Consider the following 26,054-nt stretch of genomic DNA (forward strand, 5'->3'; position numbering starts at 1 on the left):
CCGGCCTCCCCTCTGTCACCTCTGTCGTCGTGCAGCAGCCCGGCCAGGCGGCGCCGACCATCGTGCAGGTGGCGTCTCACTCGGTGTTGTCCGCACCTATCTTGGACGATCGAGAGTCCGTTTGGGGCACGACCGTCAGGTGGTTACGACGGCCGGGCCTGCGGCCGAATTCGTCAAGGGGCGTCTGGGCGAGCAGGCCGACGCGACCACCCCCAGTGTCTTATCGTGATAAACCGGACTCCCGGTGGGTGGGCGTCCGGCCGCGAACTGCGCGCCTGTTCAGCCGGAGGGTGGACCGATGACCGAGCACGCCCGCGACGCCGCCGACTGCTGAGATGGACTGGGCCGGATGGGCGTTGTTCGGGTTGGTCGCCACCGCGGCGCTCACCGCGGCGATGATCACCGCTCAGCTGGCCGGCCTAACCCGGCTCGACCTGCCCCTGGTGCTGGGGACCTTCGTCACGGACGATCCCGACCGGGCCCGGGTCGTCGGGTTCTTCCTGCACCTGTGCGCCGGTCAGGGCTTCGCCCTCGGGTACGCGGGCATATTCGCGCTGTTGTACCGCGCCACCTGGTGGATCGGAGCGTTGCTCGGGATCGTCCATGTAGGGATCGCTCTGACGGTGCTGCTGCCGCTGCTTCCCGGTGTCCACCCCCGGATGGCGTCGCAGCGGGCGGGACCGGCCAGCACGGCGGTGTTGGAGCCGCCCGGGCTGTTCGCCCTCAACTACGGCATCCAGACTCCCCTGGTCACGGCTGTCGTGCACGTCGTCTACGGGGTCGCTCTCGGGTTACTCCTGCAGGCCCGGTGACCCGCCGCTCGTCGAGGGGCGATCGCCGTGACCGGTGAGCGACCGATCAGCGACTACGGGCTGCTCGGCGACACGCGTACCGCCGCTTTGGTCGCCAGCGACGGCGCGATGGACTGGCTCTGCGTGCCGCGCTTCGACGGGGAGCCGCTGTTCGGCCGGCTGGTCGGGGGTCCGGACGCCGGAACGTTCCGGGTGGGCCCGGCCCAGCCGGCCACGGTCGTCGAACGGCGGTACCGGCAGCACACCGCCACCCTGGAGACCACCTGGGCGGTGGGTGGCGGCCGGCTCCGCCTCACCGAGGCGATGGTCGCCGAGGTCGCCGGTCGCCTGCTGCCCACGACACTGATCGTGCGGCGGCTGGAGGCCGAGCGGGCACCGGTCGACGCGGTGGTGGAGTTCGATCCCCGCCTGGGCGTGCGGCACCGCCGGCCCCGGGTCCGGCACCGGCGGCAGACCCTGGTGTGTGAGTGGGGCACGCTGGCGGTCGCGCTGGACAGCACGCCCGCGTTCGGGATCGAACCGGGCCGACCCACCCCGGTCACGGTCCGGCCTGGTCGTCCGGTCACTCTCGTGCTGGCCGTGGCCTATCGCGAACCGGTGATCCACGTCGAGCCCGAGGCCGCCTGGGACCTGCTCGTCGAGGACGAGGCCCGCTGGCGCACCTGGACCGGGGAGATCGACGATCGGGTGCCCTTCCGGGAGCACGTCGTACGAAGCCTGCTCACGATGCGGCTGCTCACCTACTCCCCCTCGGGAGCGCCGGTGGCCGCGCCCACCACGTCCCTGCCCGAGGATCCCGGCGGGGACCGCAACTGGGACTACCGCTACGTCTGGCCCCGTGACGCCAGCATCGGCGTCAGCGCCTTCCTCAGCGTCGGTAAGGCCGACGAGGCACAGGGGTTCCTCGCCTGGCTGATGCACGCCAGCCGGCTGCAACGGCCGCGCCTGCCGGCCCTGCTCACCCTGCACGGCCGGCACGTACCGGCGGAGCGGGCGCTTGCCGGGTGGCCCGGCTACCTCGACAGCCGTCCGGTGCGCGTGGGCAACGCCGCCGCGGGCCAACACCAGCTCGACGGGTACGGCTGGGTGATCGACGCCGCCTGGGCGTTCGCCCAGGCCGGGCACCGCCTGTACGCCGACACGTGGCGGGCGGTGCGCGGTTTCGCCGACGTGGTCTGCCAGTGTTGGCCGGAGCCCGATGCCGGTATCTGGGAGGTGCGGGAGCCCGCCCACCACGTTCATTCCCAGCTCATGGGCTGGCTCGCCCTGGACCGCGCCCTGGCCATCGCCGACACGCACCCCCTGCCGGACCGGCAGCGTCGACGCTGGCAGCGGTCCCGGGACGCCGTCGCCGCCGAGGTCCGGACGCGCGGCTTCGACCCGGCGGTGGGCAGCTACCTGCGCTCCTACGGCTCCCCGGATCTCGACGCGGCCCTGCTCGTCCTGCCGCTGCTCGGCATCGACCCGGCCGGGTCGCCCCGGGTACGCGGCACCATCGACGCCATCCGGGAGCGGCTGTCCGCCGGCGGTCCCCTGCTCTACCGCTACCCGCCCGGGCGGGACGGCCTCCCCGGCGTCGAGGGGGCGTTCCTGCCCTGCTCGTTCTGGCTCGTGCAGGCCCTGGCACGTACCGGGCGTCGCCGCGAGGCCGTCGAGCTGTTCCAGGCCATGATCGACCACGCGAGTCCCCTCGGCCTGTACGCCGAAGAGGTGGACCCTTCGACGGGCGCCCACCTCGGCAACTATCCCCAGACGCTGACCCACGCCGCGCTCGTCCAGGCCGCGCTCGCCATCCGCGACGCCCCCGTCGGCGATCCCGGCTCCGCCTGACACACGCCCGGGGCGAGTAAGGTCCCGATCATGACGATTCCGCACCTGAGCGCCGCCGACGGCACCTCCCTGCCCGCGATCGGCCTCGGCACGTACCAGTTGAACGGCTCGGCGGGCGTCGACGCGATCGGGCACGCGATCCGGGCGGGTTACCGGTTGCTCGACTCGGCGGTCAACTACGAGAACGAGGGCGCGGTCGGTCGCGCCGTACGGGAGGCCACCGGGGTACGCGACGAGCTGATCGTCACCTCGAAGCTGCCGGGGCGGCACCACGACTACGACGAGGCGCTGACCACCATCGAGGAGAGCGTGTTCCGCACCGGCCTCGACCGGATCGACCTGTACCTGATCCACTGGCCGAACCCGAAGGTCGACAGGTACGTGGACGCGTGGCGGGCACTCATCGAGGCGCGGGAGCGTGGTCTGGTGCGGCACATCGGGCTCTCCAACTTCCTGCCCGAGCACATCGACCGACTGGTCGCCGAGACCGGGGTCGCCCCGCTGGTCAACCAGATCGAGGTGCACCCGTACTTCCCGCAGCAGGAGGCGCTCGACTACCACCGGGAGCACGGCATCCTGGTGCAGGGCTGGAGTCCGCTCGGGCACGGCAACGACCTGCGGCAGCACCCGGTCATCGCCGAGATCGCGGCCGCGCACGGCGTCAGCACCGCGCAGACGATCCTGGCCTGGCACGTGGCCCGCCAGGTGATCCCGCTGCCCAAGGCCGCGTCGCCGCAGCGGCAGGTCGAGAACCTGGCCGTCTTCGACATCGCGCTCACCGACGCGCAGGTCGAGGCGATCACCGCGCTGGGCCGCTCGGACGGCCGGCTGTCGGATCAGAACCCCGCGGTGTACGAGGAGTTCTGACCGACCCACCACACCGGGTCGTCAGGACCTCGGGAGAGCATGGGGGCGTGCTCGACGGACTTGACGACATCGACTGGGCGCGGCTGGGCCACGCCTACGGGGCGGCCGACGACGTGCCCGGCCAACTGCGCGCTCTGCTCGACCCCGACGCGACAGTTCGGGACGAGGCCCTGGGTGAGCTCTACGGCAACGTGTTCCACCAGGGCAACCGGTTCGAGGCGAGCGCCTACGCGGTGCCGTTCCTGCTGGAGATGCTCACCGATCCGGCCACCCCGGACCCGGCGGCGGTGCTCGGGCTGTTGAGCGCCCTCGCCGTCGGGTACGACGAGGGTGTCCTCCCGGACGGCTTCCCGGTGGCCGAGTACCGCCGGGCCGCCGAGGGCGGGCGCGCGCTGCTCGCGGCCAAGCCGCCGCCGTGGACCGGCAGCGACGAGAGCGAGAAGGAGTACGTCGAGTACCTGTACGTCGAGTCGCTGTCGACGGCGGATCAGGGCCGGCTGTGGGCGTACGTCGCGCTGGCGACCTACGACGCGGTGCGCGCCGGGGTCCCCGTGTTCCGCGCCCTGCTGGAGCACGTCGATCCCGATGTGCGCCTGTTCGCGGCGTACCTCCTGGCCTGGTTTCCGGAGGAGGCCGACGGCAGCGTGACCGCGCTGACCCGCGCGGTCGACGCCGCCACCGGCGTCGCGGCGACGGCGGGCGAGGTGGCCACCATGCTGGTGTCCACCGGGCTGCTCGGCGCCGCGCCGGACGTCCGGTGGCTGACCGATGCGCGCCCGCTGGTCCGCTGGGCCGCCGCGATCGGCCGGGCGCGGGTCCTCGGCGCCGCGGCCGACCCGGCGACGGTCGGCGAGTTGCTGGGCTGGGCGTCGGCGGCTTCCGGCGAGGCCCCCGTCGAGCCGGTGGACGGTGAGTGGGTGCCGTTCCTCGGCGGCGATCTCGGCGGCTATGCGGCCCTCGCCCTGCGGCAGCTCGGTCCCCGGCACGCCGACCGCGCGTTCGACGCGCTGCTTGACCGCCTGCCCACCGTGGACGGCGACCGGTCGCTGACGCTGCTCGGAGTGGCGCTTCGCCTGGCGTTCCCGGACGGCCCGGCGGCGGCGCAGCCGCCGGTCGACGCGTTGACGCCCCGGCAGCGCCGGCTCGCCGAGGCACTGAGCCGATCGACCGAGCCCTGGCTGATCGACGGTGTGCAGTTCGGCAACGTCACCGAGCTGGTCGGCGGCTACGGCCTCCCGGCCACCCGCGCGGAGCTGCGCGCCTACCTGGGCCCTTGAGTCCGTCGGGGTCCGCGCGCCACGACGTAGACGAAGAGGATGGTCATGACAGCGACTCCTGCCCACATGGCCTGTTGCCAGCCGTCGACGAACGACTCCTGGGCGGCGCGAACGAGGGCCGGTGCCTGACCGCCGGCGGTGTCAGCGGCGGCGACGGCGTTGGCGATACCTTCGCGGGCGGTGTCAGCGGTGTCGGTGGGGATGGTGTCGAGGCGGGGGCCGATGGCGCTGCGGTAGCCGGCGGTCAGGACGGCGCCGAGCAGCGCGACGCCGAGGGCGGTGCCGAATTCCCGGGTGACGTCGTTGAGCGCGGACGCGACGCCCTGACGTTCGCGGGGCAGCGCGGAGGTGATGGCCTCGGTGGAGGGAGTCTGGGTCAGACCCATGCCGAGCCCCATGGCGAGCATCCCGGGCAGGATCGCCGGGTAGCCGCCGTCAACCGAGACGAGGGCGGCCATCAACGCCAAGCCGACGCCGCCGAGCAGGATCCCGGCTGCCATCGTCGCGCGGGCTCCGGTGCGGGCGGCCAGGCGGGGCGCGAGTCCGGAGGCGAGCATCATCATCGCTGCCATGGGCATGAGCGCGAGGGTGGAGCGCAGACCGGACCAGCCGAGGACGGCCTGGAAGTAGGGGAACAGTACGACGAAGATTCCGGCTTGGACACCGAACAGTGCCAGCAGCGCCAGCGAGCCACTGGCGAGGCGTCGGTCGCGGAACAGTCGCACGTCGAGCAGGGGTGCCTCCCGGCGGAGTTCCCAGGCCACGAACGCCGTGGCGGCGACGACGCCGACGAGCAGGCTGGTCAGGGTGCTGGGTGCGGTCCAGCCGTTGACCGGGCCTTCGTGCAGGACGTAGATGAGCGCGACCACGGCGACCACCGACGTCAGTGACCCGGCCAGGTCGAAGCTGTGCGGTGACGCCTCGCGGGAGTTCGGGACGGCTCGCAGGGCCATGACGACGGCCACGGCCACGAGCACGACCGGCAGCAGGAACAGCCACCGCCAGTTCGCCCAGTCGACGAGCACCGCGGACAGGTACATGCCGAGGATGCCGCCCCCGCCGGCGACGCCGGTCCACACTCCGATGGCCTTGGAGCGTTCCTGGTCGGGAAACGTCGAGGTGATGACGGCCAGGGTGACCGGCATGATCATGGCGGCGCCGACGCCGGAGAGCAGCCGGGCGGCGATCATCATCTCGGCCGAGGTGGCCAGGCCCGCCGCCGCGCTCGCGACGCCGAACACGGCCAGTCCCGCGAGCAGGATCGGTTTGCGGCCCACCCGGTCGCCGAGGGCGCCGAGCGGGAGCAGCAGCGCGGCCAGGCTGAGGGTGTAAGTGTTGATCATCCAGAGGACGGTGCTCTGCGAGGCGTCGAACGCGACGGCGACCTGCGGCTGGGCGACGTTGAGCCCGGAGACCGAGGCGATGACCGCCATCAGGGCGATGCACACCGCGATCAGGATCGCGCGGCGCTGGCGCGGATCGTGGATCGTCGCGTCGGAGACGCGCACGCTCGGTGGGTTGGTCAGGGCAGACATGTGCAGGTTCCTTCCAAAGGGCGCGAGGGGGTACGGCGTCGGGGTGGACCGCCACCCCGACGCGGAGAAGAGGAAGTTCAGCGGCGGCGGGTGGCGCGCACGACCACGTCGTGCAGCGGGACCGTGTGGCTGCCGGGGCCGGGGGCCGGGCGCTGACGCTCCTGCGCGGTGACGATCTCCCAGTCGGCCGCGTCCAGGCCGGCGGTGATGTCAGCGAGCGTCACCGTCGCTTCGGCGGGATGGTGGTGGGCGTGGCCGGTGTGCCGGTGCCCGACGATCAGCAGGGTGCCGCCGGGCGTCACCCAGTCGCGGATGCGCTGGTAGAACGCGAGTTGCGGCATCGCGGGGTGCGCGTAGTGGGTGGTGACCAGGTTGAAGCGCAGGTCCGGTTCCCAGGTGGTCAGGTCCGCCTCCACCCACCGGATGCTCGGCGCCTGCCCGTGGGCGGTGGCGCGCTCGGCGGCGCGGGCGAGGGCCTCGGCGGCGATGTCGACGGCGGTGACCTGCCAGCCGTGGGAGGCCAACCAGATCGCCTCGGCGCCGGCGCCGCACCCGGCGTCCAGAGCCGTGCCCGGTACCAGCCCGGCGGTCTCCCGGGCGAGGTGGGGGTTCGGTGGGTTGCCGGCCATGGAGCCGGCCCGGCCGCCGTGGGTGTGCTGCCAGTGCTGTTGCCAGTAGGACTTGTCGAAGCTGTGCGTCATCGGACGGTCCCCGTCCCTCCCCTGTTCGCGGATCACGACTCGATCCTGGGAGGGCCACCGGGAATGCGCAAAAATTCTTGCCGAATGGCAAAATCGGGGTGTGGACGAGAAGTTTGACCGCACCCTGGACGCCGTCGGCCCGCGGTTGAAGCAGCTACGGCAGCGCCGCAACATCACCCTCACCGACCTGGCGGAGGAGACCGGCATTTCCGCCAGTACCCTCTCCCGACTCGAAGCGGGCCTACGGCGCCCCACGCTCGAGCAACTGCTCCCGCTCGCCCGCGCCCACAATGTCACCATCGACGAACTCGTCGACGCCCCACCGACCGGCGATCCCCGCATCAACCTGCGCCCCATCGCCGCCGGTGACGGCGCGACCATCCTGCCGCTGACGCGTAGGCCCGGCGGCATCCAGGCGTACAAGTTCGTCCTGCCCACCGGCAATGACGATCGTGTGCCCGACCTGCGCACCCATGAGGGCTTCGACTGGGTCTACGTCCTCAACGGCACCCTGCGTCTGGTCCTCGGTGACGACGACCTCACCCTGCAACCCGGGGAGGCCGCCGAGTTCGACACCCGTACTCCCCACTGGTTCGGCGCCACCAGCTCCGGGCCGGTCGAATTCCTCAGCCTCGTCGGCAGGCAGGGCGAACGAGCGCACGTACGCGCCACACCGAACCCGGGAGCGCCGCACTGATTACCGCGCCACCCGGCCGGAACGGTCCGGGTGGCGCGGCGTCGCTCAGACGAGCCCGCCCAGGGCCGGGTCGCTGATGCTGTCCTTGCCGTTCTCGACGTGGCCCGCGCAGCGGTACGCGAAGCCCGGGTCCCCCGCCGCGGCGACCGTCAGGTCGTACCAGCCGTGCGTGCGGGCCAGCGGCCAGGTGGCGCGCTCGGTGTGACCGGGGCGCAGCGACAGCGTGACCGGCCGGGAGTGGTAGCCGTCCCGGACGGTCACCTCGACCCGCTTGGGTCCACGGTTGGTGAGCGTCAGCTCGATCTTGTCGCCGTGCCCGTCGACCGAGGGCGTGACGTCGACGTCCGACCGGCCACCGGCGAACCGGCGGTAGAAGCCGTTCGGTCCGTGCACCGACAGGTCGTACCCGGAGGAGACCTGCCAGGTGTCGGCGAGGCGCTTGCCCGGCTCGACCGTGTAGCTGCGCGGCGCGGCCGTACCGCCGGCCTGGCGGACCTGCAGGACCGCTCCCGCGCCGCCGGTGTTGCGGAACTCGATCCGGAACTCGCCGTCGCCGCGACGTCCGTCGGCGTGCAGGGCGTACGGGATCGCCCGCGCCGGGCGCACTCCGCGCTCCTGCTTCGGCAGCCGCCCCTCGGCCGGCGGCACCGGCACCTCGTCGGGGTGCCGGACCAGGTCGTCGGGCTTGAAGTCGTCGGTGTCCGGCAGCGTCACGTCCCGCGACCGGTTCGGGTGCCGGAAGTCGAAGGCGCTGGTCAGGTCACCGACGACGGCACGCCGCCACGGGGTGATGTTCTGCTCGACCAGGTCCGGCCGGCCGTGGCCGAACCGCGTCTCCAGGAACCTGATCAGGGAGGTGTGGTCGAAGACCTGCGAGTTGACGTAGCCGCCCCGCGTCCACGGCGACACGATGACCATGGGTACGCGGACGCCGAGGCCGTACGGGCCGGCCGGGTGGTCGGCGTCGCCGGGGAAGATCTCGTTGGTGGTCGGCACGGTCGACTGTCCGTGCTCGCGCGTCTGCGGGGGCGTCGGCGGGACCACGTGGTCGAAGAAGCCGCCCTCCTCGTCGTACGTGATGAAGAGCGCCATCTTGCTCCACACCTCGGGGTGCGAGGCGAGGATGTCGATGACCTGGGAGATGTACCAGGCACCGAACGCCGGCCCCCAGTTCGGGTGCTCGGTGTACGCCTCCGGCGCGGTGATCCAGGAGACCTGCGGCAGGCGTCCCGCCGCGACGTCGGCCCGGAAGTCGGCCAGCAGCGCCTCGGGGTCGCGGCCCTGGGTACGGATCTCGGTGCCGGTCTTCGCGCGGTCGGCCAGGGGCGTGCCGGGCTGCGCGTTCTGGTACTGGTGGAAGTAGAGCAGCGAGTTGTCGCCGTAGTTGCCGATGTACGGGTCGTTCGTCCAACCCCAGGATCCGGCGGCGTTCAGGCCGGTGCCGACGTCCTGGTAGATCTTCCAGGAGATGCCGTTGCGCTCCAGCCGCTCCGGGTACGTCGACCAGTCGTAGCCGGCCTCGGCGTTGGTGATGACCGGGCCGCCGCCCTTGCCGTCGTTGCCGACCCAGCCGCTCCACATGTGGTAGCGGTTCGGGTCGGTCGGCCCCATCAGCGAGCAGTGGTAGCTGTCGCAGACGGTGAACGCGTCCGCGAGCGCGTAGTGGTAGGGCAGGTCCTGCCGGGTGTGGTACGTCATCGACGTGACGCCCTTGTTCGGCACCCACCCGTCGAACCGGCCGTCGTTCCACGCGGCGTGCCCGTCGTTCCAGCCGTGCGGCGGGTCCGGCAGGAAGGTCTGGCCGAGGTCCTGCACCTCGGGCCGGAACGGCAGCAACTCGTCGGCGCCGTGGGGCTGGTGCCACACGTCCTTACCCGACGGCAGGGTCACCGGATGCGGGTCGCCGAAGCCGCGTACGCCGCGCATGGTGCCGAAGTAGTGGTCGAAGGACCGGTTCTCCTGCATGAGGATGATGACGTGCTCGACGTCCATGATGGAGCCGGTCCGGTCGTTCGCCGGGATGGCGAGCGCCTTGCTGAGATCCAGCGGAAGCGCCGCGCCGATCGCGGGAACTCCCATCGCCTTGAGGAACGTACGCCGATCCACCGTGCCCATTACTCCGCCTTTGTGAAATCTGTTCGAGAAACTGGCGACGGGACGCTATCGGGGGTGGGTTGACGGCAGATGACCATAATTGGGCCGGACGGGAGCCCTCGGACGTACCGTGAGATCGTGCCGACGAGAGACGTACTCACCAAGGCTGACCTCGCCGAACTGCGCCGCACGGCGCTCGGGACGGCCGACCCGCTCGGTGTCGCGGCCGACCTCGCCGAGGCGGTCGAGCAGGGCCGGCTCCAGGATCCGGACGACGCCGGGGACGCCCTGACCCTCGCCACCGAGATCGCCCGGATCCGGGCCCGGACCGAGGCCGCCCTGCGATACGCGGATCAGGCGCTGGCGGCGTACCCCTCGGTGGACGATCCCCGGGCGGGCGTGGCCCGCGCGCTGCGGGCCCGGGTGATGTTCCAGGCCGGCGGCCGGGACGACGAGGCGATGGCGGAGTTGACCGCGCTGCGTCCGTTGCTGCTCACGCAGCCCGACGTGCCCGCCTACCTGAGCGCGGCGCTGGACGAGGCCGGTCGGACCTCGACCGCCGAGACGTGGTTGAGCGAGGCGGTCGACACGCTGCTCGGTGAGCGCGACACGACGGCCGACCCGGAGGTCGGCCCGCCGGACGACCCCGGTGTGCTGTTCCTGCTGCTGCAACAGCGCCACCGGGTACGCCGCAACCTGAACCTGCCGCACGACCGGCAGGACGATCTGGCCGACCGGCTGGAGAACCAGCTCGTCCGTCAGGTCTCGGAGCGCCAGGGCGGCGCGTCGGACCTGCTGCTCTGGCCCCGGGACGAGTTCGACAAGCTGCTCGCCACGCACCCCGAGCTGACCGACGTGTACGGGCCGGACTGGGACGCGCACCGGGCGCGGCTGGAGAAGGAGCTGGTGCGGCTGACCGGCGCCGGCCGGACCGGGCTGGGGGTGTACCGGGCGACGGTGGCCGGCCTGGACGCGTTCGCCGCGCGACGCGACGGCGACCCGACGAACGCTGCGATCCGGGCCGGCTACGCGGCCGAGGTGGCGGCGCGGCCCGCCGCCCGGGTGCCCTGGCCACCCGAGCGTAACGACCCGTGCTGGTGCGGATCGGGGCTGAAGTACAAGAAGGACTGCCTGCCACGCTCGCGCAGCTGAGCGGTGGCGCTGCGTACACGACTCTGGGCACGCCCGGTCGGTACCGATAGCCTCCATGCCTCGGATCATCGAGATCCGCCATGGCCGGAGGAGCCGCCGAATGTTCGAAGAGTTCCAGGGCATCCCCGCCCACCCACTCGTGCTGCACGCCGCGGTCGTGTTCGTGCCGCTGCTCGCGCTGCTGGCGATCGCCTATGCGCTCGTCGCGCCGATCCGGCCGCACACGCGCTGGGTGCTGGCGCTGCTCGCGGTGGGCGCGCCCATCTGTGCGCTGCTGGCCAAGCTCACCGGGGACGCCTTCTTCGAGCGGTTGCGCTCGGCGAACCGGGTCACCCCGGAGTTCGTCCCGAAGCTGGAGGCGCACCAGGAGTTCGGCGACATGACCCTGTACGCGACGATCGGGCTGGCGGTCGTGGCGCTGGCCCTGGTCCGCTTCGTTCCGCCGCGCGCCGTCGAGGGCGTGCCCGCCAACCGGGCGGTGACCGTGGCGTTGCAGGTGCTGTCGGTGGTGGCCGCCGCCGTCGCCGTGTACTACGTGGTCCGTACCGGGGACTCCGGCGCGAAGGCGGTCTGGGAGGGTCAGTGACGGTGGTGGTGTCGGCCCGGCCGCGGCCGGGCCGACACCACGTCGCCCGTCAGCCGGCGTGGTACGCCCGGATGACGGTCTGCTCGATGCCGCTACCGCCGTTGGCGGCGGCCTTCACCCGCAGCGAGACGGCCTGCCCGGAGGCGACCTTCGGCAGGTCGAACCGGTAGTTGTCGCCGCTTGCGGTGACCCGGGCCGACTTCCAGGTGACGCCGTCGTCGGTCGACGTCCACACCTGCATCGACGTCACCTTCTGGGCCTTGACGCCGTGCGCCTGCCGGACGGCCAGTTCCGCCGGCCCGCCGACGGTGTGGTTGGCGTCGTCCATCGGCAGCGCGTAGTCGACCGCGAGCAACGGCAACGGCACGCTGCCGGTCCCGTCCGGCCCGGCGGACCGGAACGTCCACGACGTGTTGACCCTGGTGGAGATCGGCAGGATGAGGCTGGTGTCGACGTCGAAGGTCAGCCGGTAGTCGGCCATCGCCTGCGGCACGGCGAAGTCACCGATCGGACGCTGCTTCTGCTCGACCAGCTTGCCGTCGCGGTACAGCGACAGGGTGCGCTTCACGCCGATCGCCTCACCCTGGAGGCAGTCGGCGCGCTGGTGCTGGTCGGTCAGGGTTACCAGGTCCAGGTGCAGGTTGCCCCGGGTCCGCGACGGCGGGCTGGCGCAGCTCCAGCCGTCACCGGCCGGGTCGTCGTACCAGTCGGAGTGCAGCGGCTGCCGCGCCCAGACCTTGGACTGGCGGCTGCCCGGCAGGTACCGGCGCGGTGCCTCCACGGCCGGCAGCCCGCCGTACACGCCCTCATCGGCCCAGACGATCTCCGGCGAGAGGTACGACGTCCGGTTGGGCGGCATGATCCCCTCGTAGGTCTGGGTCACCGGCACCCCGTCGGCCGTCTCGCCGAGGCGGACGAACGTGGTGTACATCTCCGGCGAGTCGGTCTTGTGGAACCGCTCGTCGACGCGGGCCAGCCGGGCCTGCTCCGCCCGGGTCACCCGGAACGACGGATCGGCCGGTACGCCGTCGGTGTACTCGTGCACGATGTTGTAGCGGTACGGCTTCGCGGTACCGGCCGGCGAGTCCATGTTGACGGCCGCCCAGGTGCGCCGCGACCCGATGGTGGGCTTCGGGATCGCCACGCTGCGCACCGCCGTCGCCACCCCGAAGCCGCTGATCTGGTGCCACCACGGCAGGCCGTTCACCGCGGTCTGGAAGGTGGTGACGTCGGTCCGGGTGGTCGTGGTGGCCGCCCCGTCGACGGTGGCCGTGACCGGCCGGGCCTGCGCCGGGTCGAGGGTCACGCTCCGCGGGCCGCGCACGTCCAGGTCACCCGCCGCGGTGAGGGTGGTCTCCAGCACGTCGTTGTCGACGTAGTAGGCGACCGACGCGCCGAGCACCGAGTACCGGCCGGCCGGTACCCGCAGGGTGAAGGTGTCCCCGGGGGTGCCACCGTCCCCGCCGTAGAACAGCAGCGGGTCGGTGAGGTTGGCGACCATGAGGTTGATCCAGCTTTCCGCGCCGTCCCGCAGGCCGGGCATCGGCTTGGTGTGGATCGTCAGGTCGTAGCTGGGCTGCTCGACGTAGAAGCTCACCGGCGTGGTGGCGACCACGGTGCGGCCGGTGCGGGCGGTGACGGTGGCCAGGTAGAGGCCCGGCCGGCTGCCCAGCGCCGCGCGGTTGATCCGCAGCGTCGCCGCCCCGGTCGCGCCCCGCTTGAGGGTCACCCGGCTCGTCGACAGCGACGCCGCGCCGCGCGGCACGGCCTGGCCGTCGTGGTTGACGATCGACACGTCGAGGTCGAGGACCGACGTGGCCGGGGTGGACCCGCCGGTCCAGCTCAGCGTCGTCTCGCTGGTCCCGGACTGCGGGTACGCGAAGGTGCCGAGGTTGACCACCGGCTGGCCGCTGGTCGGGCCGCCGAGGGCACGGGCCGCGTTGAGACGGCCGGCGCCGATGGCCCACGGGTCGATGCCGGTCAGCGGGTCGGACGCGCCGACCAGGGCGGCCTTGATCTTGTCGCCGGTCCAGTCGGGGTGTCGCTGGACGAGCAGCGCGGCGGCCCCCGCAGCGTGCGGGGAGGCCATCGACGTGCCGCTGATGGCCTCGTAGTAGCTGTCGATCGGCTGCTGGAGGTTGGTGCCGGCGGCACGGGCGGCGACGATGTCGACGCCGGGGGCGACCAGTTCCGGCTTGGCCGCGTGGCTGTTCACCAGCGGTCCCCGGCTGGAGAAGTAGGCGAGTTTGTCGTCGCGGTCGACGGCGCCGACGGTGAGCGCGGTGGCGGCCGAGCCGGGCGAGGAGATCTCGGCCCCGCTGTTGCCGGCCGCGATGACGAACAGGGTGCCGGTCTGCTTGCTCAGGGCGTCGACGGCGAGCGATAGCGGGTCGTTGCCGTCGTCGGCCTGGCTGCCGCCGAGGCTCATGTTGATGACGTCGGCCCGGCCGGCCGCCCACTCCATGCCGAGGATGATGCCCGAGTCCTCGCCGGAGCCGTGGTCGTCGAGCACCTTGCCGATCACCAGCTTGGCGTCCGGCGCGACGCCACGACGTTGACCGTGCGAAGCCGCGCCGGTGCCGGCGATGGTCGAGGCGACGTGCGTACCGTGGCCGTTGTGGTCGACGGCGTCACCGCCCTCGGCGGTGAAGTCGGCCCGCTCCACGACCCGACCGGCGAGGTCCGGGTGGGTGAAGTCGGCGCCGGTGTCGAGCACGGCGACGCGGGCGCCCTTGCCGGTGTAGCCGGACTTCCAGGCGTCGGGCGCGTCGATCTGGGTCAGGTTACGGTCCAGGCCGGCGGGCTTCGCGGCGGCGGGCAGGGCGGTGGCGCGGACCTTGCGGTCCAACCAGACCTTCTTCGCCCCGGCCAGCAGCGAGTTCGTCGCGAGCTTCGCGGTGGCCGGGCTCTTCTTGGGTACGTGGCCGGCCACCGCGCCGATGCTGGACAGGGTCTGCACGTCGGCGAGCGCGGCCACCCGGGCGGAGGCGGTGGCGGGCTGCACGATGACGGGCAGCTCGCTGGTGTTCTCGTCGTCGTACCCGTCGGCGATCAGCGCGGTGACGTCGAACAGGTCGGGGTCGAGGACCGGGCCGATCTGGGCGGCGACACGGGCGGGGACGACGTGCAGGTGACCGTCCGGGCCGCAGCTCTGTTCGATGACCGCGTTCTCGTCGACCGGCCGGATCGTGGCCTGCGGGCAGCCCGAACCGGTGCTGCGGACGGTCACCACGTCACCGGTCAGCAGGGTGACGGTGTGCGTCCTGCCGTCGGCCGAGGCGGCGGGTGCGCCGGACCGTTCGATGCCGCCGGCTGTGGCCGAGCCGCCCGGTAGGGCGGTCAGCGTCGTGGCAGTGACGGCGACCGCCATCAGCCACCGGGTTTTCCTGAGCATCTCGCTCCTCGTCTAATGTGGACGAAAGTGCCTCTTCGGGCGACTTCCCGCAAGATCATAAGCATGGATCCCGCGATCTTCTAAGGTCCGAGACGAGGGGTTTTCACCCCCGTAACAAAGGGAGCACCCGCCGGCCCAGCAGGTCGATCCCGCCGTGCGGCGTCAGACCGTGCGGGGTGCCGAACTCCACCCGAGCGGCCCCGGCGTCGAAGACCGCCGCCGCCTGCGCGGCGACGTGCTCGGGGGTGCCGGAGAAGGCGAACAGGTCGAGCAGATCGTCGCCGATAAGCGCGCCCGCGAGGTCGTCCTCCCGACGGGCGACATGCCGCTGGATCCGGGCCAGCAACTCCGGGTCCACCTCGATCGTCGGATCGTGGGCGGCGACCACCGCCAGGTACATGGCCACCTCCCGGCGGGCCACCCGACGGGCCACCGCGCCGTCCTCGTCGACGACGGTCACCGCCCCGAGCACCACACCCGTGCGGTCGCGGTCCGGCGTGGCCGCGTCGTCCAGCCAGGCCCGCATCAGCCGGGCCATCGCCGGGTTCGCCGAGCCGCCGACCTTGACCTCGCCGGCGAAGCCGGCAGCCGACCGCGCGGTCTGCCGCCCCCAGGTGCCGACGAGGACCGGTACGTCGGCACGGGCCGGGGCGTACCGCAGCTTCGTGCCGGGTGCGACGGTGAACTCGCTGCCCTGGAAACCGCCGTCGTCACCGCCGAGCAGCAGCCGGACGACCGCGACCGTCTCGACGATCCGCCGGATGGGCCGGGCCTGCGGCACGCCGATCTCGTCGAGCCAGGTGCCCCGGGCCAGTCCGAGGTAGGCACGGCCGTGCGAGGCGAGATCCAGTGCCGCCACCTGACCGGCGACCTCCACCGGGTGCATGGTGAACGGGTTGAGGCACGCCACGCCCAGGCGGATCCGCCGGGTGTGCCGCGCCGCCACCAGCAGCGGGAAGATCGGCGGTTGGTACATCAGGTCGCCGAAGACCGACAGTACGTCGAACCCGTGCCGCTCGGTCAACTCGGCCAGCGCGGCGTACTCGTCGGCGGACTTGTCGGACTGCAGACCGATCCCGACCAGCCCAGCGCTCACGTCAGCTCCCCCGTGGGGATCTGCCGGCGGCCGGTCCGCTCGATCCGCATGATCAGCCGCTCCTCCGGGTCCGGGCAGGCGACGTGGCTGTCCTGGGCCAACCAGTCCCCCTCGGCCGACTCCCGCTGCTTGGCGGGGATCAGGGGCAGGCACGCGGCCAGCGCGTACAGGCAGAAGTGCTTCCCGGCCGGAATGCGCAACCGGTTCGACTCGGTCACGTCGACGTGGTCACCCGGCTGGAGGCCGCACACCGAGCGCCCCTCGATCCGTTCCACCACGACGCGCAGGTCGTACAGGTCGGTGGTGGGTTGCTCGGCGCTCATCGCACGGCCTCCGCGTGGTGGTGCACGATCCGCCAGGCACCCGCCTCGCGGCGCAGCACGTCGGTCACCCGGAAACACTCGTCCGGTCGGGCGTCGGCGAAGCGGGCCCGCAGCACGTACCGCACCAGGCCGGTGTCGCCCCAGGCGTCCGCGTGCAGGTGTTCCGGCGCGACCGACAGCGGCGGCGAACCCGCGGCCCGGGCCGCCCGCCGGTCCCGCAGGTCGTCGAGCGCGCCCAGGCCGGTCAGCAGGCCGTCGGCGTCGGACTCCCAGAAGGTCAGGTCGGGGTGCAGGTGCGCGTCGAACGCCTGCCGGTCGCCGAGCGACAGGTACAGGTCGGTGATGGTGGTGGTGAGCTGGTCAGCGCTCATCGGCTGTCACTTCCGATCGCAGGGGTACGACAGGTCAGGGCAGGGTGGCCAGGTGGGCGCGCAGCGGGTCCAGTCCCATCGGGCCGAGCGCCAACGCGCGGTGGTGGAAGCGTTTGCGGTCGAACGCGGTCCCCTCGCGCTGCTCGGCCTCCCGACGGGCCTGCTGCCACAGCCGCGCCCCGACCTTGAAGGCGAGGGCCTGTGCCGGCCAGCCGAGGTACCTGTCGACCTCGAAACGGGCCGTCTCGGCGTCCAGGCCGGCGACGCGGGTGAGGACGTCGACCGCGAGCGCCGGTGACCAGCGCCGCTCCTCGGTGATCCCGTTGCCGGCCGGTATCGGCAGCCCGAGGTGCAGGCCCAGGTCGATGACCACGCGAGCGGCCCGCCACAGCTGGCCGTCGAGCATGCCGAGCCGCTCGGCCGGATCGTCGTACAGGCCGACCTCGTCGGCGAGCCGCTCGGCGTAGTGCGCCCAGCCCTCGGCGTACCCGTGCACCTGGCAGAGGTGGCGCTGCCACGGGTGCAGGTCGGCGGTGGTCAGGGTGAGCGCGTGTTGCAGGTGGTGGCCGGGCAGGCCCTCGTGGCAGAGCGTGCCGACGTGCCGCCACACCGGCACCGTCGACTCGCCCCGGGGCACCGACCACCAGATCCCGCCGGGTCGGGTCAGCGCCGGGTCGGGGGGTGTGTAGTACATGACACCGGAGGTGGCGGGGCTGATCCGGCACACCACCCGCCGGGTGGCGGCCGGGATGTCGAAGTGCGCGCCGTCGAGCGCGTCGGTGAGCCGCTCGGTGCGCTGGCGCAACCACTGCTCCAGCGCGGGGCCGGCCGGCACCCGCCGGGCCGGATCGGCGTCCAACGCCGCCCGTGCCGCGGCGACCCGCGAATAACCCAGCTCGCCCGCGACGGTCCGCAGCTCACTGGCGGTGCGGTCCACCTCCGCCCAGCCGTACGCGTACACCTCGTCGAGGTCGACGGTCGCGCCGAGGAAGCTGCGGGCGGTGACCCGGTAGAGGTCGGCGCCCACACCGTCCACGTCGGACGCGACGGGGGCCAGGTCGGCCCGGAGGAACGCGGCGAAGCCCGAGGTGGCGGCGGTGGCCAGCCGTGCGCCCAGGTGCAACTGCGCGGCGAGCGGGCCACCGGCGTAGCCCTGCACGAGCCGCCCGTAGAAGTCGGCGACGGTCCACGCCGTGCACTGGTTGGCGACCACGAGCACCTGCCGGCGGGCGACCAGGTGCCCCTGCTGCGCCGACCGACGCAGCGTCGCCGCGTACCGGTTGAGGGCCTCGGGCACCTGACGCAGGTGCGCGGCGACCACCGCCCAGTCGTCCTCGGTACGCCTCGGCAGGTTGTCGAAGATCTGCCGGAGCAGGTGCACCGGAGTCGCCAGCGGGGCGAGCAGTCGCGTGGTGAAACCCGCGTCGTACAGGTCGACCTCGCTGGCCAGCCGGTCGCGCAGGGCGTCGGCCAAGCCCGCTTCGCCGGGCCCGTGGGTGGTCGCGGTGGCAGCGGCCGTCGCGGTGCGTCGGGCCAGCTCCGCCCGCGCGTCGAAGCCGTCCGGCGACAGGTCCGGGACCTGCGACAAGGGGGTACGCCCCGACGCCTCGGCCGCCTGCGGGTCCAGCTCGGCGAGCGCGTCGAGGTACCCGTCGGCGACGGCGGTGATGCCCGTCATCGCGGCACGCCGAGCCGGCCGTGGTCGTCGCGGTACGTGACGCCGCCCTTGACGACGGCGTGCAGGGTGCGCAGCGCCGACACCGAGCGGGTCGGGTCGTCGCGCAGCACCAGCAGGTCGGCGTGCCGGCCGGCCGTGACGCTGCCCAGGATGTCGGCACGCCCCAGCCACTCGGCGGGACGGACGGTGGCGGCCTTGAGGGCGTCCGCGACCGGCATGCCCGCGTCCACCATGAACTCCAGCTCGCGGACGGTCGCGGTGGTCTCGTCGTAGCCGGCGTGGGGCGGCATGTCGCTGCCCAGTGCGATCGGTACGCCGTTGCGGATGGCGTGCTGCAGGCTCTCCCAGTGCCGGGGGCCGGCGGCGAGGGCCCGGTCCATCAGCCAGCCGGGCACCCCGGAGTCGCGGAAGAACTGCTCACAGCGGCTCACCACGATCGTCGGCACGTACCACACGCCCCGCTCGGCCATCAGCCGCGTGACGTCGTCGGTCAGCTCGTACCCGTGCTCGACGCAGTCGAGGCCGAGTTCCACAGCGCGGCGGACCGAGTCGGCCGGCCCGGCGTGCGCGGTGACCTTGCGCCCCCAGTCGTGGGCGACGCGGATGACGGCGGCCATCTCGTCGTCGAGCAGCTGCGGGGTGTCGATCGCCTCGTGCTGCCCGGCGATGCCGCCGGAGATGCACACCTTGATCAGGTCGGCCCCGGCGCGCAGTTGCTCCCGGGTGGCCCGCCGGAATCCGTCCGCGCCGTCGGCTTCGAGGGCGTCGGCCTCCCAACCGTGCCCGCCGGTGCAGCACAGCGCGTGGCCGGCGGTGAAGATGCGCGGCCCGTCGACCGCGCCGGCCTCGATCCCCTTGCGCAGGGCGAAGTCCGCGTACCGACTCTCCCCCACAAGACGGGCGGTGGTGACGCCCGAGTGCAGGGTGCGCCGGGCCGAGTCGGCCATCAGCAGCACCAGCTCGGCCAGGTTGGAGTTGTGCACGCTGTCGGCGAGGTGACCGGGCAGCCCCAGCGAGAGGTGCACGTGCATGTTGGTCAGACCGGGCATGACGTGGTCGCCGCCGAGGTCGACCACCCGGGTGTCGCCGGCCTCGGCGAGGACGTCGTCGACCGGACCGACGGCACGGATCATCCCGTCGCCGTCGATCCAGATGCCCCGGTCCGGCTGGAGGGTGTCCTCGACGCCGTCGTAGAGGGCGAGGTTGACCAGTACCTGTTCGGTGGGCTTGCGCATGCGGGCGTCCTCAGAGTGGGCGGGCGACGGTCGGCGCCGTGGCGGAGTCGGTGAGCCAGCAGGCGACACTGCGGTCGCCCAGCTCGACGGTGGGTGGCTGCTCGCCGCAGGGGGCGAACGCGTGCGGGCAGCGTGGCCGGAACCGGCACCCGGTGGGCGCGTTGGCGGGGTCGGGCACCTCCCCGGCGAGGGTGGCGGGCAGCCGCGGGGTGGGCCCGATCTGCGGCACCGCGTCGATCAGCGCCCGGGTGTACGGGTGGCGCGGTGCCCGCCACAGCTCGCGGGTCGGCGCGGTCTCGACGATCCGGCCCAGGTACATCACGGCGGTCACGTCGGCGATCTCGTGCACCAGCGCCAGGTCGTGGGAGATGAACAGCATGCCCATGTCGAGGTCGCGGACCAGCCCGACGAGCAGGTTGACCACCTGCGCCTGGGACGAGGCGTCCAGCGCCGTGACCGGCTCGTCCGCGATGATCATCCGGGGTTCCGGCGCGAGCGCGCGGGCGATCGCCAGGCGCTGCCGCTGCCCGCCCGAGAACTGGTGCGGGTAACGATCGGCGGCTTTGGCCGGCATGCCGACCCGGTCGAGCAGCTCGTGCACCCGGGCCCGGCGGGCGGCTCCGGTGACCGTCGCCGGTACGCCGTCGAGCAGTTGCGAGCCGATGGTGCGCCGGGGGTTCAGCGAGGCGTACGGATTCTGGAAGACCATCTGGAGGCCGACCTCGGCGTCCGACCGGGGTCGCCAGCCCAGCGGGGTGACCGGTCGGTCGCCGTACCGAATCGTGCCGGCGCTCGGCGCGCTCAGACCGACCGCGACGCGGGCCAACGAGGACTTGCCGCAGCCGGACTCGCCGACCAGGCCGACGATCTGGCCGGGTAGCACGTCCAGGCTGACCCCGGCGACGGCGCGTACCCGCCCCCGACCGCGCGAGCGGTACTCGACCTCCACGTCGGTGAAGGACAGTCGCGCGGATGCCAGGCCCGTCATGCGGTCACCTCCAGGTTCGGGCGGACCACGCAGGCCACCGACCGGTCCGTGCCGGCGGGGGTGAGCGGGGGCGGCGCGGTGGCGCAGGACGGTTCGGCGTACCCGCAGCGGGGTTGGAACGGACATCCCGGCGGTGCCTCGCCGGCCGCTGGCGGCGCGCCCGCGATGGGTCGCAGCGTCGCGCCGGTCTGCGTGCCGTGCGGGCGGGCGCCGAGCAGCGCGGCCGTGTACGGGTGCGTGGGGGCGGTGAGCAGCGCGCCGGTCGGGCCGGTCTCGACGACCCGCCCGGCGTAGAAGATGTAGCCGCGGGTGGTGAGGGCGCTGAGCACCCCGAGGTCGTGGGTGATGAACGCGACGGCCAGCCCGGTCTCGGCGCGCAGCCGGTCCAGCAGGGCCAGGATGCCGGCCTGCACGGTAACGTCCAGCGCCGTCGTCGGTTCGTCGGCGATCAGCAGTCGCGGTCGGGCCGCCAGCGCGATGGCGATGGCCACCCGCTGCCGCATCCCGCCCGAGAACTGGTGCGGGTAGGCGCGTACGGCCCGCTCCGGGTCGGGGATGCGGACCTCGTCGAGCAGTTCGACCGCGCGGCGGGCGGCGGCCCGCCGGTCCATCCGCAGGTGCACCCGCATGTGTTCGGTGAGCTGCCGGCCGACGGTGAGCATCGGGTGCAGCGCCGCGCTCGGGTCCTGGAAGACCATGGCGATGCCGGCCCCGCGCACCCGCTGCCAGCCCTTGTTGTCCAGGCCGAGCAGTTCGGTGCCGGCGTACCTTGCCGAGCCGCTGACCACGGCGCCCGGGGGCAGCAACCCGAGCAGGGTCTGCGCGGTGAGGCTCTTGCCGCAGCCGCTCTCCCCCGCGATGCCGACCAACTCGCCCTCGTCGACGGTCAACGAGACGTCGTGCAGGATCGGCAGCGGGCCGCGCGGCGAGGGCAACGTGACGGCCAGGGAGTCGACGTCGAGCAGCGGTGCCACCTCAGCGTCCCTTCGTGTATCGGGGGTCGAGCCGGTCCCGCAGCGCGTCGCCGAGCACGTTGAACGCCATCACGACGGTCAGGATGGCCAGGCCGGGAAACACGCTGACCCACCACATCGACAGGTCCTGCGCGCCGAGGGCCACCATCGAGCCCCACTCGGCGGCCGGCGGGCGGGGGCCCAGGCCGAGGAACGACAACGCGGCGAGCAGCAGTACCGCGTTGCCCAACTCCAGCGTGGCCAGCACGATCGCCGGGCCGACGCTGTTGGGCAGCACGTCGCGGCGCAGCGCGCGGATCGGCCCGACGCCGAGCAGCCGGGCGGCGTTGAGGTAGTCGTCACCCCGCATGCCCAGCACCGCGCTGCGGATGACCCGGGCGTAGACCGGCCAGGAGACGATGACCAGGGCCAGTACGGCGTTGCGGGTGTTCGGGCCGAACGCCGCCGTCACCGCCATGGCGAGGATGATCTGCGGGAACGCGAACACGAGGTCGGTCAGGCGCATCAGCGCCTCGTCCACGAACCGGCCGACGTACCCGGCGACCAGCCCGAGCAGTCCGCCGACCAGCAGGGCCAACGAGACGATGGCCAGGGCCAGCGGGATGGACAGGCGGGCACCGTGGATGACCCGGCTCAGGATGTCCCGACCGAGCGAGTCGGTGCCGAACCAGTGTGCGCCCGACGGCGGCGCGTACGCGTCCGGGCTCTGCGCCAGCGGGTCGAACGGTGCCACGACGTCGGCGAGCAGCGCCAGCAGCAGCCATCCGCCGAGGATTGCCAGGGCCAGCATCGTGATCGGTTGACGCCAGACCGGCCGGTGGCCCGAGCCGGCGCGCAGCCGGCCGAGCCAGCGACGCCGGCCCAGGGCCCGCTCCGCCTTCGGGTCCGCGAGTGTCGTCATGAGAGCCGGATCCTCGGGTCGATGAGTCCGTAGAGCAGGTCGACGGTCAGGTTGACCACCGTGTAGACGAGCGCCACGAACAGGCTGACGCCGAGGATCGAGGGCAGGTCCAGTGCCGTGGCGCTGCGGTACGCGTACTGGCCGACGCCCGGCCAGCTGAAGATGCTCTCGACCAGCACCGTCCCGGAGAGCAGCGAGGCGAAGGCCAACCCGGAGACGGTGACCACCGGGACGAGGCCCGCGCGCAGCAGGTGCCGGCGCAGCACCACCCGGGTCGGCAGACCCTTGGCGTACGCCGCGCGGATGTAGTCCTGCTGGAGCACTTCCAGCATCGCGGAGCGGACGAACCGGACCAGCATCGCCACGGTCAGCGAGGTCAGCACGAGCACCGGCAGGAACAGGTGCTGGACGGCGTCCCACGCGACGTCCCACTGCCCGGCGAGCGCCGCGTCGAGGGTGTACATGCCGGTGACGGTGGGCGGCGGGCTGAAGTCGGTGGAGAGTCGCCCACCGCTGGGCGCGAGCCCGAGTTGGTAGAAGAAGACGTAGAGCACGACGAGGGACAGCCAGAACGGCGGGGTGGAGAGCCCGAGCAGGGCGCCGATCCGGACGAGCTGGTCGGTGAGCCGACCGTTGCGGACCGCCGCGAGCATGCCGATCCCGGTGCCGATCAGCAACGCGAGCACCATGCTCGGGATGGCCAGTTCCAGGGTTGCCGGCACGTAGTGCAACAGGTCGTCCAGGACGGCCCGCCCGGTCTGCTGGGACAGGCCCAGGTCGCCGTGCAGCAGGTTGCCCAGGTAGTGCAGGTACTGGGCCCAGAGTGGCTGGTCGAGGCCCCACTTCTGGCGGAAGGCGGCGACCGCGGCGGGGTCGTTGAGGGCCTGGTCGGAGAGGTTGGCGGTCACCGGGTCGCCGGGGACCACGTTGACCAGGCCGAACGTCACCACCGTGACGCCCAGCAGCAGGCCGGCGGTGATCGCCACCCGCTTGGCCAGGAAGCCCAGCAGCGGATGGGCACCCCGGGGCCGGGACGCGGTCGTGGTGACCGCGCCCGGCTCGCCGTCGTGGACTGTCGTCATGTCGTCGGAGCTACTTGCGGCCGACCGCGGCGACGTCCACCTGCCAACCGGCGGCGGTGTAGTCCGCGCCGGTCAGGTCCGTGGTCGCCACGACGATCGAGGAGTTACTGGCCAGCACCAGGTACGGCGAGGACGCGTTCATCAGCCGCTGCCACTCCTGCATGGCGGTGGCCCGGCCGGCCAGGTCGAGGGTCTCGGTGACCTTCTTGCCGGCGGCGACCACGGCCGGGTCGGCCCGCTCGACCGTCCAGCCGGAGCGCAGCGCGGTCGCCTGCCCGGGTGCCATGTTGTTGATGAGCGAGTCGGCGACCGGGTAGTTGAGGCTCTGCGGGGTGAACCCGAGGGGCGACTTCCCGCTGCGCATCTCGTCGAGGAAGGTGGTCAGCGGCTGCGGGTTCAGCTCCAGTTTGATGCCGGCCTCGGCGGCGTCGCCCTGCACCTTGGTGGCCACCGTGCCGAGGTCCACCCCCTTGTAGGTGATGGCCGGGTAGGTGAACTTCACCGTGGGGTTGGTCAGGCCGGCCTCGGCCAGCAGCGCCTTGGCCTTCGCCACGTCCCGCTTGGACTCCTCGCCGGCCGGCAGCGCCCCCGGGAACGCCGGCGCGACCAGGCCGGCGCCGGGCGCGGCGCCCTTGCCGTAGAGGGCGGCGATGCCCTGGTAGTCGATGGCGGCGCGCAGGGCCTGGTTGAACTTCGGGTTCGAGGTGACCGGCGAGACGCCCGGGTCGGCGTTGAGGAAGAGGAAGTAGACGGTGTCCTGCACCCCGGAGGTGTGCAGGCTGCCCGGCAGACCGTCGAGAAGCTTGCCGGAGATGTCCAGGGAGATCTCGGCCTTCTCGGCCCGCTGCATGGTCAGCTTCTGCGTCTGCACGTCCATGTTGCGCAGCACCACCCGGGAGAACTGCGGCTTCGTGCCCCAGTACTTCGGGTTGGCCTCCAACACCACCTGCGCCGACGGGTCGTACGACTTCAGCACGTACGGGCCGCTGCCGAGGGAGTTGGTGTCCAGGTACTGCTGGGCGGTGTCGCCCTGCGCGGCGTCGGCGCCGTCGCGGGCGCCGTGTTCCTTGGCCGCCTTGGAGTTGAGCACGGCGGTCGACGGCATCGACAGGACGACCGGAACGTTCGGGTCGGGCGTGGCCGAGGTGACCACGACGGTGCTGTCGTCGGTCCTGGTCACGGTCAGGCCGCTGACGGTGACCGCCGGACTGGCCTTGATGTTCTTCAGCCGGTTGAGCGAGAAGACGACGTCGTCGGCGGTGAGCGGGCTGCCGTCGGCGAACGTCACGCCCTGGCGCAGCTTGAAGGTGAACGTCTTCGCGTCCGGCGACGCCTGGTACGACTCGGCCAGCGCGGGGACCGGCTTGCTCACGTCCGAGCCCTTGAAGGTGAGCAGGGTGTCGTAGAGGGCGTGCACGGCCGTCAGGCCGGTCGCCTCGTACACCCGGCCGGGGTCGAGGGTCTTGAGCACGAACGAGGTGTTCACGGTGAGGGTCTTGGCCGCACCGTTCGCGTTTCCACCACTGCCGCCGGCGCTACAGGCGCTGACGGAGAGGACGGCCAGCGTCGCCAGAGCGGACGCTCCGGCGAGGAGCCGGCGGGGGGACACCGACATGCTGTTCCTACCTTCTATCGCGCGGCCCGTCGTGGGAGCCGCGGGGCGTCGACGCCTCCGGCGACGCGATCACCGGCCGATGCGGCGGGAGGGCGTCACGGGGTTCTCGCGAAGCGTCGTCTCCGGTTGGATGTAGGCCGGACTGGGACGTCGTCCGGTTCGTCTCGACGCGACTCTGTCCAGTGGTGTCGAACATGGCCGCCTGATGTTCAGCGATACTAAACAGAGCCGTATAGTCAGGTCAATCAAGATTCAGCCACACTGTTTGGAGCGAGGACACATGCTCGGTGACCGACTCCGCGACCTGCGTCAGCAGCACTCCCTCACGCTGCGCCAGCTCGCCACCGCCGCCGACGTGTCACCCGCGCTGCTCAGCCAGATCGAGAACGGCGCGACCGATCCCAGCCTGGCCACCCTGCGAAAGCTCGCCCAGGTCTTCGACACCTCGATCGCCGAGCTGTTCTCCGAGCCCGAGGCGCCGCCCGTACACATCAGCCGGGTCGGTGCCCGGACCCGGCTGGCGGCGCCACCCGGCCAGATCACCTACGAACGACTCACCCCCGGCCGAGGCGACCTGGAGGTGCTCCAGGCGCACCTCGCGCCCGGCGACGCCAGTTCGGCCGAGCCGTGGGCGCACCCGTCGACCGAGTGCGCGATCGTCGTCACCGGCGAGGTCGTCGCCCAGATCGGCGGCGAGTCGTACACCCTCACCGCCGGCGAGTCGGTCACCTTCGACTCGCGTCTCGCGCACCTCTACCGCAACGCCAGCGACCAACGCGCTCACCTGATCATCGCGGTGACCCCGCCGACCCCCTGACCGGCCACCATGGACACCCCACGGGATCG

At 72.4% G+C, this 26,054-nt stretch carries 22 protein-coding genes; 8 read left to right on the top strand and 14 right to left on the bottom strand.

The genetic code is table 11. The annotated features are described in order from the left end of the window. Positions 1–335: 335 nt before the first annotated feature. From ACN269_RS06430 to ACN269_RS06445, 4 genes are read left to right on the top strand one after another with little or no spacing between them, the layout of a single operon-like run. The gene (locus ACN269_RS06430; protein ID WP_421471525.1) at positions 336–812 is read left to right on the top strand and encodes a hypothetical protein; all 477 of its coding nucleotides are present in this window, start codon (positions 336–338) and stop codon (positions 810–812) included. A 27-nt stretch (positions 813–839) separates the two neighbouring features. Next, positions 840–2,642: a glycoside hydrolase family 15 protein gene (locus ACN269_RS06435; RefSeq protein ID WP_421471526.1), complete on the top strand. Its 1,803-nt coding sequence runs from the start codon at positions 840–842 to the stop codon at positions 2,640–2,642. Positions 2,643–2,672: 30 nt separating this feature from the next. After that, on the top strand, positions 2,673–3,509 hold the full coding sequence (locus tag ACN269_RS06440; RefSeq protein ID WP_421471527.1) for an aldo/keto reductase: 837 nt from the start codon (positions 2,673–2,675) through the stop codon (positions 3,507–3,509). Positions 3,510–3,556: 47 nt separating this feature from the next. Further along, a complete protein-coding gene (locus ACN269_RS06445; protein WP_421471528.1) occupies positions 3,557–4,786 on the top strand; it encodes a hypothetical protein in 1,230 nt (409 codons plus the stop codon). Here ACN269_RS06445 and ACN269_RS06450 read toward each other — a convergent pair. Continuing rightward, complete coding sequence (locus tag ACN269_RS06450) at positions 4,771–6,321, bottom strand: MFS transporter (protein ID WP_421471529.1); 1,551 nt, start codon at positions 6,319–6,321, stop codon at positions 4,771–4,773. The two genes, ACN269_RS06445 and ACN269_RS06450, sit on opposite strands and share 16 nt — an antisense overlap. 77 nt (positions 6,322–6,398) lie before the next feature. Continuing rightward, complete coding sequence (locus ACN269_RS06455; protein WP_421471530.1) at positions 6,399–7,022, bottom strand: class I SAM-dependent methyltransferase; 624 nt, start codon at positions 7,020–7,022, stop codon at positions 6,399–6,401. A gap of 100 nt (positions 7,023–7,122) precedes the next feature. Between ACN269_RS06455 and ACN269_RS06460 the strand changes: the two genes are divergently transcribed. Continuing rightward, positions 7,123–7,719 (top strand): helix-turn-helix domain-containing protein, encoded by a 597-nt coding sequence (locus ACN269_RS06460; RefSeq protein ID WP_421471531.1) that lies wholly within the window; start codon positions 7,123–7,125, stop codon positions 7,717–7,719. 45 nt (positions 7,720–7,764) lie between these two features. On the opposite strand, the gene ACN269_RS06465 is transcribed toward ACN269_RS06460, so the two are convergent. Continuing rightward, on the bottom strand, positions 7,765–9,834 hold the full coding sequence (locus ACN269_RS06465) for a phosphocholine-specific phospholipase C (RefSeq protein WP_421471532.1): 2,070 nt from the start codon (positions 9,832–9,834) through the stop codon (positions 7,765–7,767). A gap of 117 nt (positions 9,835–9,951) precedes the next feature. Here ACN269_RS06465 and ACN269_RS06470 point away from each other — a divergent pair, with 117 nt between their 5' ends. Next, positions 9,952–10,965: an SEC-C metal-binding domain-containing protein gene (locus tag ACN269_RS06470; protein ID WP_421471533.1), complete on the top strand. Its 1,014-nt coding sequence runs from the start codon at positions 9,952–9,954 to the stop codon at positions 10,963–10,965. Between the two features lie 100 nt (positions 10,966–11,065). After that, complete coding sequence (locus ACN269_RS06475; protein ID WP_421471534.1) at positions 11,066–11,551, top strand: DUF2231 domain-containing protein; 486 nt, start codon at positions 11,066–11,068, stop codon at positions 11,549–11,551. Positions 11,552–11,600: 49 nt separating this feature from the next. On the opposite strand, the gene ACN269_RS06480 is transcribed toward ACN269_RS06475, so the two are convergent. The 11 genes from ACN269_RS06480 to ACN269_RS06530 all read right to left on the bottom strand — a co-directional run bounded on the left by ACN269_RS06480 (position 11,601) and on the right by ACN269_RS06530 (position 25,208). After that, entirely contained in the window at positions 11,601–14,945 is a 3,345-nt protein-coding gene (locus ACN269_RS06480; protein ID WP_421471535.1) for a S8 family serine peptidase, read from the bottom strand. Between the two features lie 103 nt (positions 14,946–15,048). Further along, complete coding sequence (locus ACN269_RS06485; protein ID WP_421471536.1) at positions 15,049–16,041, bottom strand: LLM class flavin-dependent oxidoreductase; 993 nt, start codon at positions 16,039–16,041, stop codon at positions 15,049–15,051. Next, positions 16,038–16,364, bottom strand: a complete 327-nt coding sequence (locus ACN269_RS06490) for a TIGR04076 family protein (RefSeq protein WP_421471537.1) — start codon at positions 16,362–16,364, stop codon at positions 16,038–16,040. The genes ACN269_RS06485 and ACN269_RS06490 overlap by 4 nt, the downstream gene beginning before the upstream one ends. After that, positions 16,361–16,735, bottom strand: a complete 375-nt coding sequence (locus tag ACN269_RS06495) for a nuclear transport factor 2 family protein (RefSeq protein ID WP_421471538.1) — start codon at positions 16,733–16,735, stop codon at positions 16,361–16,363. Before ACN269_RS06495 ends, ACN269_RS06490 begins: the two co-directional genes overlap by 4 nt. Before the next feature lie 34 nt (positions 16,736–16,769). Continuing rightward, complete coding sequence (locus tag ACN269_RS06500) at positions 16,770–18,413, bottom strand: DUF885 domain-containing protein (protein WP_421471539.1); 1,644 nt, start codon at positions 18,411–18,413, stop codon at positions 16,770–16,772. Continuing rightward, positions 18,410–19,648, bottom strand: a complete 1,239-nt coding sequence (locus ACN269_RS06505) for an amidohydrolase family protein (RefSeq protein ID WP_421471540.1) — start codon at positions 19,646–19,648, stop codon at positions 18,410–18,412. The genes ACN269_RS06500 and ACN269_RS06505 overlap by 4 nt, the downstream gene beginning before the upstream one ends. 10 nt (positions 19,649–19,658) lie before the next feature. After that, entirely contained in the window at positions 19,659–20,636 is a 978-nt protein-coding gene (locus tag ACN269_RS06510) for an ABC transporter ATP-binding protein (RefSeq protein ID WP_421471541.1), read from the bottom strand. Then, positions 20,633–21,610, bottom strand: coding sequence for an ABC transporter ATP-binding protein (locus ACN269_RS06515; RefSeq protein ID WP_421471542.1), 978 nt, complete (start codon positions 21,608–21,610; stop codon positions 20,633–20,635). Before ACN269_RS06515 ends, ACN269_RS06510 begins: the two co-directional genes overlap by 4 nt. Position 21,611: 1 nt before the next feature. Beyond that, positions 21,612–22,511, bottom strand: coding sequence for an ABC transporter permease (locus tag ACN269_RS06520; protein WP_421471543.1), 900 nt, complete (start codon positions 22,509–22,511; stop codon positions 21,612–21,614). Beyond that, positions 22,508–23,593: an ABC transporter permease gene (locus tag ACN269_RS06525; RefSeq protein WP_421471544.1), complete on the bottom strand. Its 1,086-nt coding sequence runs from the start codon at positions 23,591–23,593 to the stop codon at positions 22,508–22,510. The genes ACN269_RS06520 and ACN269_RS06525 overlap by 4 nt, the downstream gene beginning before the upstream one ends. Positions 23,594–23,603: 10 nt before the next feature. Further along, a complete protein-coding gene (locus ACN269_RS06530) occupies positions 23,604–25,208 on the bottom strand; it encodes an ABC transporter substrate-binding protein (protein ID WP_421471545.1) in 1,605 nt (534 codons plus the stop codon). A 280-nt stretch (positions 25,209–25,488) separates the two neighbouring features. Between ACN269_RS06530 and ACN269_RS06535 the strand changes: the two genes are divergently transcribed. Then, positions 25,489–26,025, top strand: coding sequence for a helix-turn-helix domain-containing protein (locus ACN269_RS06535; RefSeq protein WP_421471546.1), 537 nt, complete (start codon positions 25,489–25,491; stop codon positions 26,023–26,025). The last annotated feature ends 29 nt before the right edge of the window (positions 26,026–26,054 follow it).

This window comes from Micromonospora sp. WMMD736 (assembly GCF_049179015.1).
Taxonomy (GTDB): Bacteria; Actinomycetota; Actinomycetes; order Mycobacteriales; family Micromonosporaceae; genus Micromonospora.